We start from the raw sequence: 16,272 nt of genomic DNA, 5'->3' as shown, positions 1-16,272 counted from the left end.
ATAACGTCATTATCAATTCAAAACTACGTTTGTAGTAGAACATTGAAAACAATTTTTCATACGGTGTGATTCGTCGTAGTCTGAGTAACAAAAACCCAATACTTTTGTAACAAAAACAGCATTAATGCAAGAGTAACGATCATCCCCCCTTGCACAATCTGATGTGACAATCCAAATAAATCGACTGCGATATACAGGACAGATAGATTTAATAAATAACCCAGCGCATAACTTACCAAATAGCGTAAAAATGCACTGCGCGATTCGCCTTGATGTTTAAATGACCAATTCCGATTAAAATAAAATGTCTGCAACACACCAATCACATACAGCAGTGTCATCGCTAGTTTGTGACCAATGCCAACAGAAGTCAGTAAAAGATATAATAAGTAACCAATAGCATTACTGATGATTCCAACAATAGCATAGCGGGAAAATTGAATGTGCCATTTCATGCGAGTCTATTCTCATCATCACGCCAACCCCAGATATACCAAGGTGCATCTGGGCCGACGTTAAATAAAAGGTCAAGAATTGAAACGCCATGCTCGAATGGTGGGAAACGTTGCGGGTATTCTGGATAACCAGAATACTCTTTCCAAACTAAATCAATACCGGCATCAACAAAACGGGCGGGATCAATATAATCTTTTGCAGCCGGTCCAGAAATATATCGAGTAGCACCGGTTTTTACGACTAGTTCCAAAAGCCGATCAAGTTTTTTTCCTGACAAGTCATACTCTCTGGAATCTTTAAACTCTGTTTTGATATTAAGAATGTTATTTGAAATTAAACAGATTAAATATTGATTCAAAACAGAAAGACTTGCCCAGCGTTGTTCGAGATACACATGTTCAAAAATGTCTTTATAATTGAGAAAATAATCTGATTTCCCGTAACACTGATGGATACTTTTCCAATGTTTGATTTGCCAAGCAGAATCTTTTATTTCAACTTCGCAAATTAAGCGTTTCTCATTTGCCCCAACCGGTATAGTTAACCACTCACATCCATTTTGAGTTTTTATTTTATTGCGGTTGCGCCAGTCATTTTTTGTGAACTGGAGGTCGTCGTAGAAAACAAACAAATCGGCATCATGGATGAGGTCAAAATAGCCTTTCCACGGGATATAGTTGGATTGTAAAACGACAACATTTTTCATGGATTTGAACGTATGTAGCGCGTCATATTTTTGACAAAACTCTTTTCTGAGACATCGCAATGGTCAACAATCACAGCATCGGCACCAATAAAACTGTCAGCTCCAACATTGACAAAACCGCACAAAGTAGCATTGGGCGAAATAAAAGCATTGGTGTCCACTTTACTGTCGTGGTGCTAAAACCGAAAACTCGCTTAGAAAAGCTATAGACGCATGGCAAATATGCTGACTATTCTGCTGTGATGTTAATCGTTTTGCCAACTAAAAAAAGAGGTTTTTTTGATGACTTAAAATTTATTCGCCCCAAGTACTCACCGAATATTCCAAGTACCAACAGTTGAATTCCACCAAATGAAAGAATACTCGCCATCAATGAAGCGTAGCCAGATACTGATATGCCGCCGATAAGATAGCGTCCAAGAATGACTACTAACCAAATCATACCTACCAAAAAAGCGATAATACCAAGCCACGTTGCTATTTTTAATGGTAGGTCAGAAAAAGTGACAAAAACGTTAATCATATATGCAACAAGTTTTCTAAAAGTATAATTACTGGTGCCATAATTACGCTTGCCGTGCGGTACTTTCACTGTGGCATAACGATTAGTGAGCCAAGATAGATAGCCATCTATAAATGGAAAAGGTGAATCAAACCTCGTCACCGCTCGGGCGACATCGCCGCGGATTACTCGATAACTTGTGTACTCATAATTCAACGAAGGAACAGCTTTATTAAACAACCAACGTGCAATATGAGATGTGATGTTGCGCCAAAATGGATGAGTGCGTTCGTGATAAACGCCGTAAACTAAATCATGTTTCTCTTGTTGTGCAGTTTTCAAAAGTTCTGGCAGATATTCCGGTAGGTGTTCTAAATCATCATCTAAAGTGGCAATCCAATTACCACCAGAGTGAGCAAACCCACAAATGGTGGCGGCATGTTGACCGAAGTTGCGATTCAATTGAATACCGCGCACCCGCTGATCCTGTTTTGCCAATTCCTCAATCACAATCCACGAATGATCACCGCCACAATCTTCTACAAAGATCAATTCAAACTGCGGGTCAATTGGTTCTATTGCAGCAGTAAGACGGCGATGTAATTCACGCAACGTTTCTTGAGAACGGTACACCGGCACGACAATAGAAATCGTTGGTGACTGATTGAATACAACAGACTCATTCACTATCGTCATGTGCGCTTTTCCTGAATTAAAACGTAATCACCCCAACGCCCCCCGCAATTCCCCTACAAACGCCCCAACTTCATTCACCATTGCCGCGTGATCGTTCGCCAATGTTTCAATTCGGCTAACAATCGCGCTGCCAACGATCACGGCATCCGCGTATTGCCCAACGGCCGCGGCCGTGGCGGCATCTTTAATCCCAAACCCAACGCCGAGCGGCAATTGAATCTGTTGACGAATAACGGCTAATTGCGCGGCCACTTCATTCACGTCTAAATGCGCCGCACCGGTGACGCCTTTAATTGAAACATAATAGACAAAGCCCGACGCAACGGCATTGATTTGCTCCATGCGCGCTATGTCAGATGTGGGCGCTAATAAATACACCAAATCAATGTTATTTGCCCGCAACGTGGTGACTAATTCGTGGCTTTCTTCAGGCGGCGCGTCCACAATCAATACGCCATCCACGCCATGTTGATTCGCCGCGTCAGCAAATGCCGCATAGCCAAAACATTCAATCGGATTGAGATAACCCATTAACACGACCGGCGTGTGTTGATTCTCTGCGCGGAATTGTTTGACCAGCGCCAGCACATCAATTAACCGCACACCCTGCGCTAATGCGCGTTCAGTGGCGCGTTGAATCACGGGGCCATCGGCCATTGGATCAGAAAACGGCACACCCAATTCAATAATGTCAGCGCCTGCTTCAACCAAGCGGTGCATCAATTGCAAACTGACAATTAAATTGGGATCACCGGCGGTAATAAATGGAATGAGCGCCGTGCGATTATTAGCGCGGCATTGATTAAAAATGGTGGCAATTCGACTCACAGCACTAATCCATCATGTTGCGCGACCGTGTGCATGTCTTTATCGCCGCGGCCGGATAAGTTGACTAATATTAATTGGTCACGCGGTAATGTCGCGGCTAATTGCGTGGCATAAGCGACAGCGTGACTACTTTCTAATGCGGGAATAATGCCTTCGACGCGAGTTAATTGATGAAATGCGGCGAGCGCCTCATCATCCGTGACTGTCGTATAAATAACCCGCCCGGTATCTTTTAACCACGCATGTTCCGGCCCGACGCCGGGGTAATCCAATCCCGCCGAAATAGAATGCGTTTCTTGAATCTGCCCGGCCGCGTCCTGCATTAAATAAGTGCGATTGCCGTGCAATACACCCGGCACCCCGGCCGTTAATGGTGCGGCATGATGACCGGTGTCAATTCCCAACCCGCCCGCTTCAACGCCGTACATTGCCACGGTTTCATCAGTTAAAAACGGATGAAATAAACCAATTGCATTTGATCCGCCGCCGACACACGCGACCAGTGCATTCGGCAATTGACCGGTGCGATTCAACATTTGTTCCCGCGCTTCCCGCCCGATGACTGATTGAAAATTGCGCACCATCAATGGATACGGATGCGGGCCGGCGACCGTGCCAATAATGTAAAACGTATCATCAATCCGCGTCACCCAATCGCGCATCGCTTCATTCAACGCATCTTTCAACGTTTTTGATCCCGACGTGACCGGCACCACCGTCGCGCCCAGCAGCCGCATCCGATAGACATTCGCCTGTTGCCGCGCCATATCCACCTCGCCCATGTACACGACGCACTCCAACCCGAGCCGCGCTGCCACCGTCGCCGTCGCCACGCCGTGTTGACCCGCGCCGGTTTCGGCAATAATCCGCGTTTTGCCCATGCGGCGGGCGAGCAGCGCCTGACCGACGGTATTGTTGACCTTGTGCGCGCCGGTGTGATTCAAATCCTCACGTTTCAGGTAAATTTGCGCCCCGCCTACCTCACGACTCAGCCGCTCGGCGTAATACAGCGGTGACGGCCGCCCGACGTAATCGCGCAAATCCACGTCGAGTTCGCGTAGAAAATCAGGGTCTTGGCAGTAGCGCAGGTACGCCTCGCGCAATTCCGCCAGCGGGTGCATCAGCGTTTCGGGGACAAATAACCCGCCGTAACGCCCAAAATGCCCGCGCTCGTCGGGCAGTTGGTCAACGGGGGATGATTCAACAGAACTGGTCGCCATCGTGAACTCCTTGCATAAAGGCGGCGATTTTACTGCAATCTTTGACACCTCGCGCAGATTCGACGCCGCCGCTGACATCGACTGCGTAGGGCTTGACCTGTTGAATGGCGCGGGCGACGTTATCGGGTGTCAAACCACCGGCCAAAATGCAGCGATTGGCGACGGCGGGCGGGATCAAGTGCCAATCAAAACTGCGCCCGGTGCCGCCGGGCAATGTCGGATCGTAGGTGTCGAGTAACAAACCCGCCGCGGCCGCGTAGCGATTAATCACCTCATCAAACGCGGTGGTGTGACGCACTGCAATCGCCTTGATCCATGGACGAGCGAAACTTTCACAGTAATCAGGCGGTTCGTGGCCGTGAAATTGCAGCGCCCCGAGCGGCACTTGCGCCAACACCGTGCGCACCCACACCGGCTCGGCGTCCACAAACAGACCAACAACGGTCACAAATGGTGGTACCGTATGGATTAACGCTGCCGCTTGCGCGGGTGTGACGGCCCGCGGGCTAGATGGATAGAATACCAATCCCACCGCATCCACCCCGCAAGACACCGCCGTCGCCACGTCCTCGGCACGAGTTAAACCGCAGATTTTAACGCGAGTGCGCATAACAAATGATTCCGTTTTTTAGTCATATACCAAAGCGTCCCTTCCTACATTCATCAATTGACAATTGATAAACAACGTGAGCAACTGTCATCAATTTGTCATTGTAATGCCATCTCGTCAATGGAAAACACGCCCATGTCGCCTGTGATTTTATTTAATGCAAGTGTTGCACTCCCGCCCCATCTTGCCCACTGTCGGGAATGCTTACAACCCTATTTGCTTGATGCTTTATGGGACATGCAAGACTTGTATTTTTTAACCGATGCCAACGCCACCATTCTTGATTACCGGACGCGGGCAGGAATGCAATTATACGCCACCCCGGACATGTTTATTGGCAGACGCATTGATGACGTATTACCGCCAAACACAGGCGCGGCCTTTCGCCTCAAGTTTGGAATAACGATGTCGGGTAATGCGCTCACGCACTTTAATTACACGCTCACACTACCGGATGGACAACACTATTACCGTGCGCGATTAAATGCTATTGCCGATGGTCAGGGCTGTTTAATCACCATCCACGAAATGACCGATTATCAACGCAAACAAATTGCGCTCCATCGTGAAAAAAATTTGCTGAATCAACGCATTAAACAGCAATGTCAATTATTAGAAGAGCAGCGCTTGAATTTAGAAAAACTGGTCAGTGTCCGCACATTAGAATTAGAACAGGCTAAATTGAACGCCGAAGCCGCCAGCCAAGCTAAAAGCAATTTTTTATCTAATATCAGCCATGAAATTCGTACCCCGATGAATGCGATTCTGGGCTATGCACACCTGCTCCGCCGTGATCCGTTAACCCCCCGCCAAACCGAACAATTAGAACACCTGACCGCCGCCTCACAACGGCTATTAAACATAATTAACAATATTTTGGATTTGTCCACCATCGAAACCAATCAACTCACCTTAAATACTCAAGCATTTGAACCAACTCAAGTGTTAGATCATGTGCTAAGTTTATTAACCGAAAGCATTGCTAATAAAAATCTCGAAGTCACCACCGATTTTAGCCAACTGCCGGCGCAATTAAACGGCGATGGTGATCGGCTGGGGCAAATCATGCTGCATTTAATTAATAACGCAGTCAAATTTACCAATCATGGCCGCATTACCGTCTTGGGAACAACGCAACCGTTACCGCCCAATCGCCTCTCATTACGCATTGAAGTCCGTGATTCGGGCATTGGCATGACCCATGACCAATTGCAACAATTATTTGAACCCTTCGTGCAGGGTGATGAATCTATCACCCGCCAATTTGGTGGCACCGGCGCTGGATTAACCATTGCACAACGTCTGGTTCATTTAATGAACGGCCGGCTTGGTGCGCACAGTACATTAGGGGAAGGCAGCGTATTTTGGTTTGAAATTCCTTTTGATATTCCCATTGACAGCGTTGCCCCAACATTACAACCCCCCGCCGTGCCATTTCAACAATGGCGCGTTTTAGTCATTGATGACCAAGCCACCGCCCGCAGTGAATTAACCCAATTACTCGCCGAATTAGGAATGCGCGTTGAAACGGCCAACGATGGTAATAGCGGATTAACTGCGGTGATTCGCGCCGATCATCAAAACGACCCGTATCAATTGGTGTTAATTGATTGGCACATGCCTGAGTTAGATGGCATTGATACCGCATTTCAATTGCAGGTATTAACCGCCGCCCGCCCGCCGCTGGTGTGGATGGCGACGGCACACCCCGCAACCCTTCCGCGTGAGGAAGCCCAGCGAGCTGGAGTGTCGCATATTCTCCACAAACCCGTCACCGTCGCGCAATTACAACAGGTGCTGGCCAGCGTCATGCGTGAGCATCCGCATTACAACCCCGCGTTGCTGCAAGCCACACTTGACGCCAGTTTAGCACCGTATCAAGGTGCGCCCATTTTACTGGTTGATGACAACCTGATTAGCCAAGAAGTGGCGCGCCAGTTGCTGGAAAGTGCCGGTTTAGCGGTGACCATCGCCAATCACGGGCAACAAGCGCTCGAATACGCCCAACTCACGCAATTTGACCTGATTTTAATGGACGTGCGGATGCCGGTGATGGATGGATGGCAGGCAACGCACACCATCCGCCAACTCCCGTCTTATGCGCACACGCCGATTATTGCGATGGCCACCAATGCGTTAGATGATGACCATGATCGGCAACGTTATTACAAAGCAGGCATGAATGATTATTTGGCGAAACCCATCGCCGCCCAGCCGCTGTACGCTTGTCTAAGCCACTGGTTATCGGCTGACTATCGCACCGCGTCGTTGCATTCCAATGCACAAATGCCTGTTGCTAATTCACAACAGCAGGTCGCTGATTCGGCAAAAAACCAACAATTACTCCAGCACTTTGCCCAGCACCACACCCACACTGGCGATGACATTCTCGCGCACCTGCTCGCTGGTGAACGCGAGGCGGCGCACTGCCATCTGCACACCCTCAAGGGCGCGGCGACATTGGCGGGAGCTGAGGCAGTTTCCGCGCTCGCCAATCAACTGGAAATGGCCATTTTAGCTGACGAATCATTAATTAACCTCCAGCGGTTGTCGCGCCAATTACGCACCGCACTTGGGGAGTTAATTAATCAAATCACCACCCCGCACCCTGACACGCCGCACTCACTCTCAACACCGGTTGCCGCGTCTGAATTAGACTGGTCAAGCATCGCCGTCATGATTGAGCGGATTGAAGAATTATTAGCGCAAGACGATACCGAAGTGAATGAACTGTTTGAAATGGCCGCACCGCTATTAACCGCGGCGTTCGGCGCCGCTATTCACACCATCGGTCAACACATCGGCAATTTTGAATATGCTAAAGCCTTAACTATGCTGCATAAAACTACAGCGCGGGTATTATTAGAACGGTCAGGTAAAAAACTCCCACACCATCCCAATACACATTAAATACCCAATGACGGCTATTTTAATCATTGCGGTTCATCCTTCGACACGCGCAGCATACATTGGAACAATTAAAATAGCCGAACATTGCTATTTACAGAGTCTAATAAGTCACGCTGTTGAGTGATTATTAAACATCATACGAGACACACCGAATAGTTGATTGCATGTCCACACATTCTAAAACCCGATTATCCGCCGAACCAATTGAAGTTGTCATTGAATCACTGTCACACGACGGGCGTGGCGTCACCCATTTAGACGGCAAAGCGATTTTTGTCAGCGGCGCGCTCCCCGGCGAACGGGTGCAAATGCGCTACCGCCACCGCGCCCGCCATCACGACGAAGCCGAAGTCGTGGCACTGCTCACCACCGCCGCCGAGCGCGTCACCCCCACCTGTCCACATTTCGCCCAATGCGGCGGCTGCGCCCTGCAACATTTGCAACCCAGCGCCCAAATTGTGTTTAAACAACAAATACTTAGCGATACTTTACAGCGCATCGGCAAGGTCACGCCCGCCCATTGGCTACCACCGCTGGTCGCCGACCACTGGGGGTATCGCCGCAAAGCCCGCCTCGGCGTGCGCTATGTGGCTAAAAAAGAACGGGTACTGGTCGGATTTCGGGAACGGCAGTCGTCATTCATTGCAGATTTACAACAGTGTGCAGTTTTACACCCAAGCGTTGGTGTGCATCTGGCCGCACTGGGAGAATTGATCGGGCAACTAGACTGCCGCGAGCAAGTGCCACAAATCGAGCTGGCACAAGGGGATGACGTGGCGGTGCTGGTACTGCGCATTCTCAAACCGCTGTCGGCGGCCGATGTCGAACGCTTGACCGCCTTCGCCGCCACCACTGGCGTAGTTTTTTACCAACAGGATGGTGGATTAGAGACAATCCGCCCGCTGCCGGGTCAAGCACCCGTGCAGTTGCGCTACTACCTGCCCGAGTCGGATGTCACCATCGCCTTCACGCCGGGCGATTTTACGCAGGTCAACTTGGCGTTAAACCGGCTACTTGTAGCGCAGGCGCTACAGTTGCTAAATCCGCAACCACACGAGCGCGTCCTTGATCTGTTTTGCGGTGTCGGTAATTTCACCCTGCCGCTGGCGCGGCGAGCGGCGATGGTGGTTGGTGTGGAGGGCGATGCCAAACTGATTGCGCGGGCAAAAAATAACTCGGAAATCAATCACTTGCCGCAAGCTGAATTTCAGTGCGCCGACCTGTACCGCGCAGATCGGCGCGATTGGACGTGGTCAACAATGCCGTTTGATAAGGCATTACTTGATCCGCCTCGCAGCGGCGCGTGGGAGGTGTTGGACGCGCTGGCGGCGACGGGAGTGCGGCGGGTGGTGTATGTGTCCTGTTATCCGGCCACGCTGGCGCGAGATGCCGAACATTTGGTGCATCAATTGGGTTTTCAATTGACGGCCGCGGGGGCGCTGGATATGTTTCCACACACTGCGCATTTAGAATCATTAGCGGTATTTGATCGCCGCTAATCATCAGTTCATTCACGGCTGGCGCGCTTGTATTTGACGATAATAGGATGCAAATAACCGATCTTCCGCAATGACATGATTAAAAAACCAGCGTTTAATGCCCTGCAATTCATCAATAGTTAACGTCGCTTGTTGCGTGACATGTACCCGCCGTTGCAAATCAATTAACTCAGCCAACGCCAGCGCGTGATCGCTGCAATGCTCGGGTAATTCAGGATAGTGAATGGTGCGCAAAAAGTCACGTTCAATTACAAAATGCTGTTGTAAATGTACCAGGAGGGCGGTGAGTCGTGTGGTTAGGGGCGTTGGATCATCCAAATCAGCCAGTTGGTTAATTAACACCACCATTTGATGATGATCAGCATCTAATGCTGGAATATCCAATAACCACTCGGGGCGCCACACTAAAAATTCAACCATAATTCAGAGCATCCTGAGTTAACCGCTATTCGCTTAATCCGGCTCGCGGCGATAGTCGGTTTCAATAAACTGTCGCGTGTGCGTATGCCGTACTGTCATGCCTGACAACGTATTTGTCATTTGCGCAACCACGCGCCGTATTAACAAACGGCGCAGCGGTGGAATGAGTAAAATCATGCCCAATACATCGGTGATTAAGCCCGGCAATAATAACGCCACGCCACCAATTAATAATAGCGCACCATCTAATAATTCCAACGCCGGCATTTGACCTTGTGCCATGAGCCGCTGCACCCGCATTAACACCGATACCCCTTGCCGTTGCAACAGATAACCGCCCAGTGCAGCCGTGGCCAATTCAAGCAAGATGATGGTCAGCGGCCCAATGATCGCGCCAATTTTAATCAGCAAATACAATTCAATCAGGGGCGCCGTGACAAATAACACTAATAATAATGGCAGCATAGCATTCATACTCTTTAATTTGGGTGGAATGATCGCAACTCAAATCAACTTAAATCACAGCGCAACGTGCCTTGACGCGATTTGACGGCGTTTTCAATTAATTATGCCCGCCATCAATGCGATAATTCGGCGCTTCTTTAGTAATTTGCACATCGTGGACATGCGATTCACGCATTCCAGCCGCACTCACTCGCACGAATTGCGGTTTATGCCGCATTTCTTCAATCGTGCGGCAGCCAGTATAGCCCATACTCGACGCCAGCCCACCATTTAATTGGGTAATGACGTTAATTAAATTGCCCTTATACGGCACCCGTCCTTCAATTCCTTCTGGAACAAGTTTTTCTTGATCGACATTCTCTTGAAAATAGCGATCACTCGATCCTTCACGCGCCGCCATCGCACCTAATGAACCCATCCCGCGATACGATTTATAAGACCGACCTTGATAGATTTCTACTTCACCTGGTGATTCATCAGTACCCGCAAATAATCCGCCAATCATCACACTATGCGCCCCCGCTGCAATGACTTTGGCAATATCCCCTGAATAACGCAGCCCGCCGTCGGCAATGACTGGAATATCGGTATTGCGCAACGCATCACTCACATTTGATACAGCAGTAATTTGCGGCACCCCCACCCCGGCCACAATGCGCGTGGTGCAAATTGAATTATGCACAATGGCATTATCAGCAATAAAACTGTGGCTTGGGCAATCCACTTCAATATCATACACGGGCAAAGTCAATCGCAAGTGCTGCCGATCTAATAATTCCAGTGATTGATACTGTTCATTGCGCGGTGTCTTTAACGTTAATTGCGTACTCAACGCCGCACAATACTGATCGCGGGCGTGATCTGCGGCGTTATGATTCTCTAACCAACAAATCGGCAGTTGCCCTTTTAATAGCCAATGCAATAGATTAAATAATTCAATCACGGGTGCCGATGACGTGCGCACAACCCGGGGGTTAATCGTGTCAGCAGCGGTGCTACTGTCTGCAAACCCATCAAATAATCCCTGCAAATACCCCGGCTGGTGACATAACCATTCAACTGGCAAATGACGTTCATTGCCCTGTATTAAATGAGAAAATAACTGCGCCCATGCTGCTGAGTCCAATTGCACGGTAATCTGTTTATCGCGTAAAATCTGCGGGTCTATTCCGGTCAATTCCCGCAAACAACGGTTTAATTGATCGGCGGACTGGAGTTGCTGCGGGTCAAATTGCCATGTTAATTGCGCTGGGTTAGAATTACTGTCAATGATAATCGCGCTGTGTGCATTCACTAAAAAACTGCTCAACGCATAGCCCAGTTCATAGGATGATTCAATCAAATCAGGCGCGGGTTGATAATGATCGTCGTTTGACCACAGTGGCTGCGTGAGGTGCGTAGTTAAATCAATTGCAAAACGACGGGGCCAATCAAACTGCACCCGACGCGGTAATAAACACTGCGCCTGTTCAATATCACCAATGGCTTGCCACTGATATTGCACGGCCGGCTGCGTTGCCGTCATCTGAGTCGCGTCTGATACCGAGTTTAATTCGGCATTATTATTAAACCAATTGGGCGGGTCAATTGTTACTGCTTGATTATCAACGCAATCATTTTGTACCCAGTAGCGATGATCGGGCGTCACTAATGTTCCCCACAGCGACGCCGAATGACGAGTCAACATCACTTCACGCACGCCAGTACACCAGGCTTTAATCACCGTGACTGGCTGGCCGTATTGATTAATCACGCGCTCACCGGCGTGGATCATTTCGATATTTTTATAATACCCATTCGCCATCAATACCCGCGTTCCCGCCGCAAAACAGCCCGGACCAATACCGACTTTCACTGCATCTGCACCGACATCGGCTAATGCGCGGGCGGCATCAGCAGTGGCGATATTTCCGCCAATCAATTGCACTTCTGGATAGCGACGTTTCACCCACGCCACCCGTTCTAATACACCTTGTGAATGACCATGGGCGGTGTCTACCACAATGACATCTACGCCCGCTTCAATTAACGCTGCAATCCGTTCTTCAGTGCCACGCCCGACGCTCACTGCCGCGCCGCAACGCAAGCGTTCATGGCTATCACGCGAGGCTTTGGGGAAATCTTTCGCTTTTTGAATATCTTTAACGGTAATTAACCCGCGTAATTCAAATTGATCGTTGATGACCATCACTTTTTCAATACGATGACGATGTAAAAGCGCAACGACTTCATTGCGCGTGGCATCTTCTTGCACGGTAATTAACCGTTCACGCGGTGTCATAATGGCAGAAACCGGCGCATCCATACGCGTTTCAAAGCGCAGATCACGCCCGGTGACAATTCCAACTAATTGCCCATGTTCGGTCACTGGCACGCCAGAGATATTATGCGCTCGGGTGATTTGCAATACCTCAGCAATACTGGTAGTCGGAGCAACAGTAATTGGATTGCGAATGATACCGCTTTCGTATTTTTTGACGGCTAAGACTTCCCGCGCTTGGCGTTCAATTGACATGTTTTTATGAATAATGCCAATACCACCTTCCAACGCCATTGCAATGGCTAATCGCGCTTCCGTGACCGTGTCCATTGCAGCCGACACTAATGGGATTTTCAATTGGATGGTGCGGGTAAGACGGGTACTCAAATCAACTTCATTCGGTGTGACTGTCGAATGGGCGGGGACGAGTAATACGTCATCAAAGGTGAGTCCTTCTTCAATCAGGCGCATAGAAAGTTCCTCAAACTGCATTTTTATTTTAGTTAACTAAAAAATCGGACGGGGGTGATCGTTTATTAATTCAATAGTTGGCAACATGCGTATTGGCAATGGAGAAAATGCTTAAACAACATGTTGCCTGTATGATTGATTAGTTTGAGACCTGTTCTATTGGTAATTTGCGTTGTAACCAGCCTGGACCGGCGCTACTACCAATTATACCTTCTGGCACGTTCATAACGTGGGCAAAACCTTCTTCAATTAACACTTGTTGCACTAATGCACTGCGGCTACCGGTACGACAAATCACGGCAATGGGTTGGTTTTTATTCCCACCTATGGCAGTCAATAGCGCGTTAATAAAGCCCGCTTTACCATCAGGATGCGCCATGTTGACCCGCACCGCGCCCGCCGGGATGCCGGTTTGTTGCCATTCCTGCGGGGTACGAATGTCAATTAACTTTAATTGCTGATTGCGCTGGGCTTCATAGGCTTCGGGTGCCGTTAAATCCAGTTTATTAATAGATGTTTCTGCCATACTATTCGTGACCGTGAGAAAAAAGAGCAGCATACTGCTGATGATAAAAGACACAAGTTGTTGTTTGGTACGCATGACTGAATGACTCCCGTGTGATGAAATTGCTCATTAAAATAATCAATTAAAAACAAGTAACGGCGCTTTGTTTACTCAACCGTAGCGCGCCGCCGTTGCCATAGGATATACGCTGTTAACATCACGCCGACGCTAATGACCGTCACCAGTGTGACGACAGGTAAATGATCGCGTAATACTGCTTCGTTATTGCCAATAAAATAGCCCAGTGCAATTAAAACCATTGACCACAGGACGGCGCCTAAGCTGGTGTAAAACGCGAATACAGCAATTGGCATTCGGCATAATCCAGCGGGGAGTGAGATTAAATGGCGAATGCCGGGAATTAAGCGCCCGGTGAAGGTGGAAATTGCGCCGTGCCGCATAAAAAATTGATCGGTTTTGTGTAATAGCGCTGGACGCACGAAGAAATAACGTCCATAGCGTTCTAATACCGGCCGTCCAATCCACAGCGCCGCATAATAATTGATAAAGGCGCCGGCCACGCTGCCAATAGTAGAGGCGGCTAAAATCAATACAACATTCATGTCGCCGCGATGTGCTAAATAACCGGCGGGAATTAACACCAATTCACTTGGCACGGGTAGCACGGTTGATTCTAGTGCCATTAAAATAAAAATACCCGAATAGCCCCAGCCGTTGACGGTGGCGACAATCCAGTTGATCCAATCATGTAACATGAATACCCCTATGATAAACCAGCGTGTTGATCATTCCCACACCAATGTGGGAACGTAGTCTTCTTTGAAAAACCAAATGACTAGAACTTGAACTGCTTTAATTGCAAACCAGCGCCCAATTTCATTCAAACTGCTAATGCCTTTGTTAATTGCTGGGTTAAAAACGGCACAATCGCATCCACTGCCATCATTTGCGCTGCCGCATCGCGCCGCCCTTGATATTCCACTTGTCCAGCGTCGAGATGTTTATCACTCATCACTACGCGATGTGGAATACCAATCAATTCCATATCGGCAAACATGACGCCCGGACGCGCATCGCGGTCATCTAATAATACATCTATTCCCGCCGTGCGCAGTTGTTCATATAATAATTCAGCCGCCTCGCGCACTCGATATGATTTATTCCATTTCATCGGCAATAGCGCGACAGTGAATGGTGCAATAGACACCGGCCAACAAATGCCGCGCTCATCATAATTTTGTTCAATTGCGGCCGCGACCACCCGTGAAACACCAATGCCATAACAGCCCATCGTTAATATAACCGCTTTGCCGTTTTCATCTAATACCACCGTGTTTAATGCACGGCTATACTTTTGCCCCAATTGAAAAATGTGGCCAACTTCAATCCCACGCGCAATGGTGAGTGTACCGCATCCATCGGGGCTAGGGTCGCCATTGATGACATTGCGCAAATCAGCGATGGGCGGCAATGATAAATCGCGCCCCCAATTTAATCCAAACCAATGATAGCCATCTTGATTCGCACCGGCGCTGAAATCCGCAATGACAGCCACTGACCGATCGGCAATACACGGAATGGGTAAGTCTTTTGGCCCTAATGAACCCGGCCCCGCGCCAATTGCGGCGCGTATTTCTTCTTCATTAGCCATGCGCAATGGACTAGCGACGCCTTCGCATTTACTCGCTTTGACGATATTTAATTCGTGATCGCCGCGAACCAATAATGCAATTAACCCGCTCGGATTCGCATCTGTCACCGGTGCCGCAACCACCAATGTTTTAATGGTGCGTTCAATGGGTTGATTGAATTGTGTCACTAATTCGGCAATGGTTTTCGCATTTGGCGTATTCACCAACCGCGCTGTTTCAATTGCGGCGGGCGGCGCATTGCATGACGCAATCGCTTCAGCTAATTCAACATTGGCGGCGTAATCACTGCCGCTGGCGAATGCAATCGCGTCTTCACCCGAATCGGCTAATACATGGAATTCATGTGAGGCCGAGCCGCCAATGCTGCCAGTATCCGCCGCGACGGCGCGAAAGGCTAATCCGCAGCGTTGAAAAATCCGGCTATAGGTGGCGTACATTTCGGAATACGTTTGTTCTAATGAAGCGCGATCTAAATGGAATGAATAGGCGTCCTTCATAATGAATTCGCGGGCGCGCATGACGCCAAAACGCGGACGCACTTCATCACGAAATTTGGTTTGGATTTGATAGAAATTGACCGGCAATTGTTTATAGCTGCGCAATTCATTCCGCGCTAAATCGGTAATGATTTCTTCATGCGTGGGGCCGAAACAAAACTCGCGTTGGTGACGGTCGCGCAGGCGTAATAATTCAGGGCCGTATTGTTCCCAGCGGCCGGATTCTTGCCACAATTCAGCGGGTTGCACGGCCGGCATTAATACTTCTAATGCACCGGCGCGATTCATTTCTTCACGCACGATGCGTTCGACATTGCGCAATACACGCAAGCCGAGCGGTAGCCATGTGTATAAACCGGCGGCGAGTTTGCGAATTAAACCGGCGCGTAACATTAAGCGGTGGCTAATAATTTCGGCATCGGCCGGTGTTTCTTTAACGGTGGATAAGGGAAATTGTGAGGTGCGCATAATTCAACCTTGTTTAATGTTTTATTTCAATGCGGTGAATAAAAAAGCCGGGGTATTCTGTGTAAGGCGGCGTGGTCAATTTAAGT

At 48.8% G+C, this 16,272-nt stretch carries 14 protein-coding genes and 2 pseudogenes; 2 read left to right on the top strand and 14 right to left on the bottom strand.

What is annotated here, in order from left to right:
- Positions 1–56 precede the first annotated feature (56 nt).
- From HUK38_RS12840 to HUK38_RS12810, 7 genes are all read right to left on the bottom strand, one after another.
- Positions 57–455, bottom strand: coding sequence for a GtrA family protein (locus HUK38_RS12840; RefSeq protein WP_182584730.1), 399 nt, complete (start codon positions 453–455; stop codon positions 57–59).
- Complete coding sequence (locus tag HUK38_RS12835) at positions 452–1,162, bottom strand: WbqC family protein (RefSeq protein WP_182584729.1); 711 nt, start codon at positions 1,160–1,162, stop codon at positions 452–454. Before HUK38_RS12835 ends, HUK38_RS12840 begins: the two co-directional genes overlap by 4 nt.
- Positions 1,159–1,323: a hypothetical protein gene (locus tag HUK38_RS12830; protein WP_182584728.1), complete on the bottom strand. Its 165-nt coding sequence runs from the start codon at positions 1,321–1,323 to the stop codon at positions 1,159–1,161. The genes HUK38_RS12835 and HUK38_RS12830 overlap by 4 nt, the downstream gene beginning before the upstream one ends.
- Before the next feature lie 68 nt (positions 1,324–1,391).
- Positions 1,392–2,303 carry a glycosyltransferase gene (locus tag HUK38_RS12825; RefSeq protein ID WP_182584727.1) on the bottom strand — a complete coding sequence of 304 codons (912 nt, stop codon included), beginning with the start codon at positions 2,301–2,303 and terminating at the stop codon, positions 1,392–1,394.
- A gap of 84 nt (positions 2,304–2,387) precedes the next feature.
- Entirely contained in the window at positions 2,388–3,188 is an 801-nt protein-coding gene (trpA, locus tag HUK38_RS12820) for a tryptophan synthase subunit alpha (protein WP_182584726.1), read from the bottom strand.
- The gene (gene trpB / locus HUK38_RS12815; protein WP_182584725.1) at positions 3,185–4,408 is read right to left on the bottom strand and encodes a tryptophan synthase subunit beta; all 1,224 of its coding nucleotides are present in this window, start codon (positions 4,406–4,408) and stop codon (positions 3,185–3,187) included. Before trpB ends, trpA begins: the two co-directional genes overlap by 4 nt.
- Positions 4,389–5,018 carry a phosphoribosylanthranilate isomerase gene (locus HUK38_RS12810; protein ID WP_182584724.1) on the bottom strand — a complete coding sequence of 210 codons (630 nt, stop codon included), beginning with the start codon at positions 5,016–5,018 and terminating at the stop codon, positions 4,389–4,391. Before HUK38_RS12810 ends, trpB begins: the two co-directional genes overlap by 20 nt.
- 135 nt (positions 5,019–5,153) lie before the next feature.
- Between HUK38_RS12810 and HUK38_RS12805 the strand changes: the two genes are divergently transcribed.
- Both HUK38_RS12805 and rlmD read left to right on the top strand, forming a co-directional pair.
- A complete protein-coding gene (locus HUK38_RS12805; protein ID WP_182584723.1) occupies positions 5,154–7,928 on the top strand; it encodes a response regulator in 2,775 nt (924 codons plus the stop codon).
- Positions 7,929–8,092: 164 nt separating this feature from the next.
- The gene (rlmD, locus tag HUK38_RS12800; protein WP_182584722.1) at positions 8,093–9,427 is read left to right on the top strand and encodes a 23S rRNA (uracil(1939)-C(5))-methyltransferase RlmD; all 1,335 of its coding nucleotides are present in this window, start codon (positions 8,093–8,095) and stop codon (positions 9,425–9,427) included.
- Positions 9,428–9,439: 12 nt separating this feature from the next.
- On the opposite strand, the gene HUK38_RS12795 is transcribed toward rlmD, so the two are convergent.
- From HUK38_RS12795 to HUK38_RS12765, 7 genes and pseudogenes are all read right to left on the bottom strand, one after another.
- Positions 9,440–9,847 carry a bacteriohemerythrin gene (locus tag HUK38_RS12795; RefSeq protein ID WP_182584721.1) on the bottom strand — a complete coding sequence of 136 codons (408 nt, stop codon included), beginning with the start codon at positions 9,845–9,847 and terminating at the stop codon, positions 9,440–9,442.
- Positions 9,848–9,880: 33 nt separating this feature from the next.
- Positions 9,881–10,312 carry an FxsA family protein gene (locus tag HUK38_RS12790; protein WP_182584720.1) on the bottom strand — a complete coding sequence of 144 codons (432 nt, stop codon included), beginning with the start codon at positions 10,310–10,312 and terminating at the stop codon, positions 9,881–9,883.
- 97 nt (positions 10,313–10,409) lie between these two features.
- Positions 10,410–10,985 (bottom strand): annotated as a pseudogene (locus HUK38_RS12785) (IMP dehydrogenase); the annotation flags it as partial.
- A 1,008-nt stretch (positions 10,986–11,993) separates the two neighbouring features.
- A pseudogene (gene guaB / locus HUK38_RS12780) lies at positions 11,994–13,043 on the bottom strand (IMP dehydrogenase); the annotation flags it as partial.
- A gap of 139 nt (positions 13,044–13,182) precedes the next feature.
- Entirely contained in the window at positions 13,183–13,644 is a 462-nt protein-coding gene (locus HUK38_RS12775; protein ID WP_182584719.1) for a rhodanese-like domain-containing protein, read from the bottom strand.
- 71 nt (positions 13,645–13,715) lie between these two features.
- Complete coding sequence (locus HUK38_RS12770) at positions 13,716–14,324, bottom strand: DedA family protein (RefSeq protein ID WP_182584718.1); 609 nt, start codon at positions 14,322–14,324, stop codon at positions 13,716–13,718.
- Between the two features lie 125 nt (positions 14,325–14,449).
- A complete protein-coding gene (locus HUK38_RS12765; RefSeq protein WP_182584717.1) occupies positions 14,450–16,186 on the bottom strand; it encodes a proline--tRNA ligase in 1,737 nt (578 codons plus the stop codon).
- Positions 16,187–16,272: the final 86 nt, after the last annotated feature.

The organism is Thiospirillum jenense (assembly GCF_014145225.1).
In the GTDB taxonomy this organism is placed as follows: Bacteria; Pseudomonadota; Gammaproteobacteria; order Chromatiales; family Chromatiaceae; genus Thiospirillum; species Thiospirillum jenense.
Note: the sequence above shows the minus strand (reverse complement) of the source record. Positions and strands in the feature narration are given on the sequence as shown.

Excerpts from the sequence above, each read along its gene's own strand:
- HUK38_RS12790 (WP_182584720.1), bottom strand. The coding sequence starts at position 10,312 with ATGCTGCCATTATTATTAGTGTTATTTGTCACGGCGCCCCTGATTGAA.
- HUK38_RS12765 (WP_182584717.1), bottom strand. The coding sequence starts at position 16,186 with ATGCGCACCTCACAATTTCCCTTATCCACCGTTAAAGAAACACCGGCC.
- HUK38_RS12840 (WP_182584730.1), bottom strand. The coding sequence starts at position 455 with ATGAAATGGCACATTCAATTTTCCCGCTATGCTATTGTTGGAATCATC.
- HUK38_RS12795 (WP_182584721.1), bottom strand. The coding sequence starts at position 9,847 with ATGGTTGAATTTTTAGTGTGGCGCCCCGAGTGGTTATTGGATATTCCA.
- HUK38_RS12770 (WP_182584718.1), bottom strand. The coding sequence starts at position 14,324 with ATGTTACATGATTGGATCAACTGGATTGTCGCCACCGTCAACGGCTGG.
- rlmD (WP_182584722.1), top strand. The coding sequence starts at position 8,093 with ATGTCCACACATTCTAAAACCCGATTATCCGCCGAACCAATTGAAGTT.
- HUK38_RS12810 (WP_182584724.1), bottom strand. The coding sequence starts at position 5,018 with ATGCGCACTCGCGTTAAAATCTGCGGTTTAACTCGTGCCGAGGACGTG.
- HUK38_RS12835 (WP_182584729.1), bottom strand. The coding sequence starts at position 1,162 with ATGAAAAATGTTGTCGTTTTACAATCCAACTATATCCCGTGGAAAGGC.
- trpB (WP_182584725.1), bottom strand. The coding sequence starts at position 4,408 with ATGGCGACCAGTTCTGTTGAATCATCCCCCGTTGACCAACTGCCCGAC.
- HUK38_RS12775 (WP_182584719.1), bottom strand. The coding sequence starts at position 13,644 with ATGCGTACCAAACAACAACTTGTGTCTTTTATCATCAGCAGTATGCTG.
- HUK38_RS12805 (WP_182584723.1), top strand. The coding sequence starts at position 5,154 with ATGTCGCCTGTGATTTTATTTAATGCAAGTGTTGCACTCCCGCCCCAT.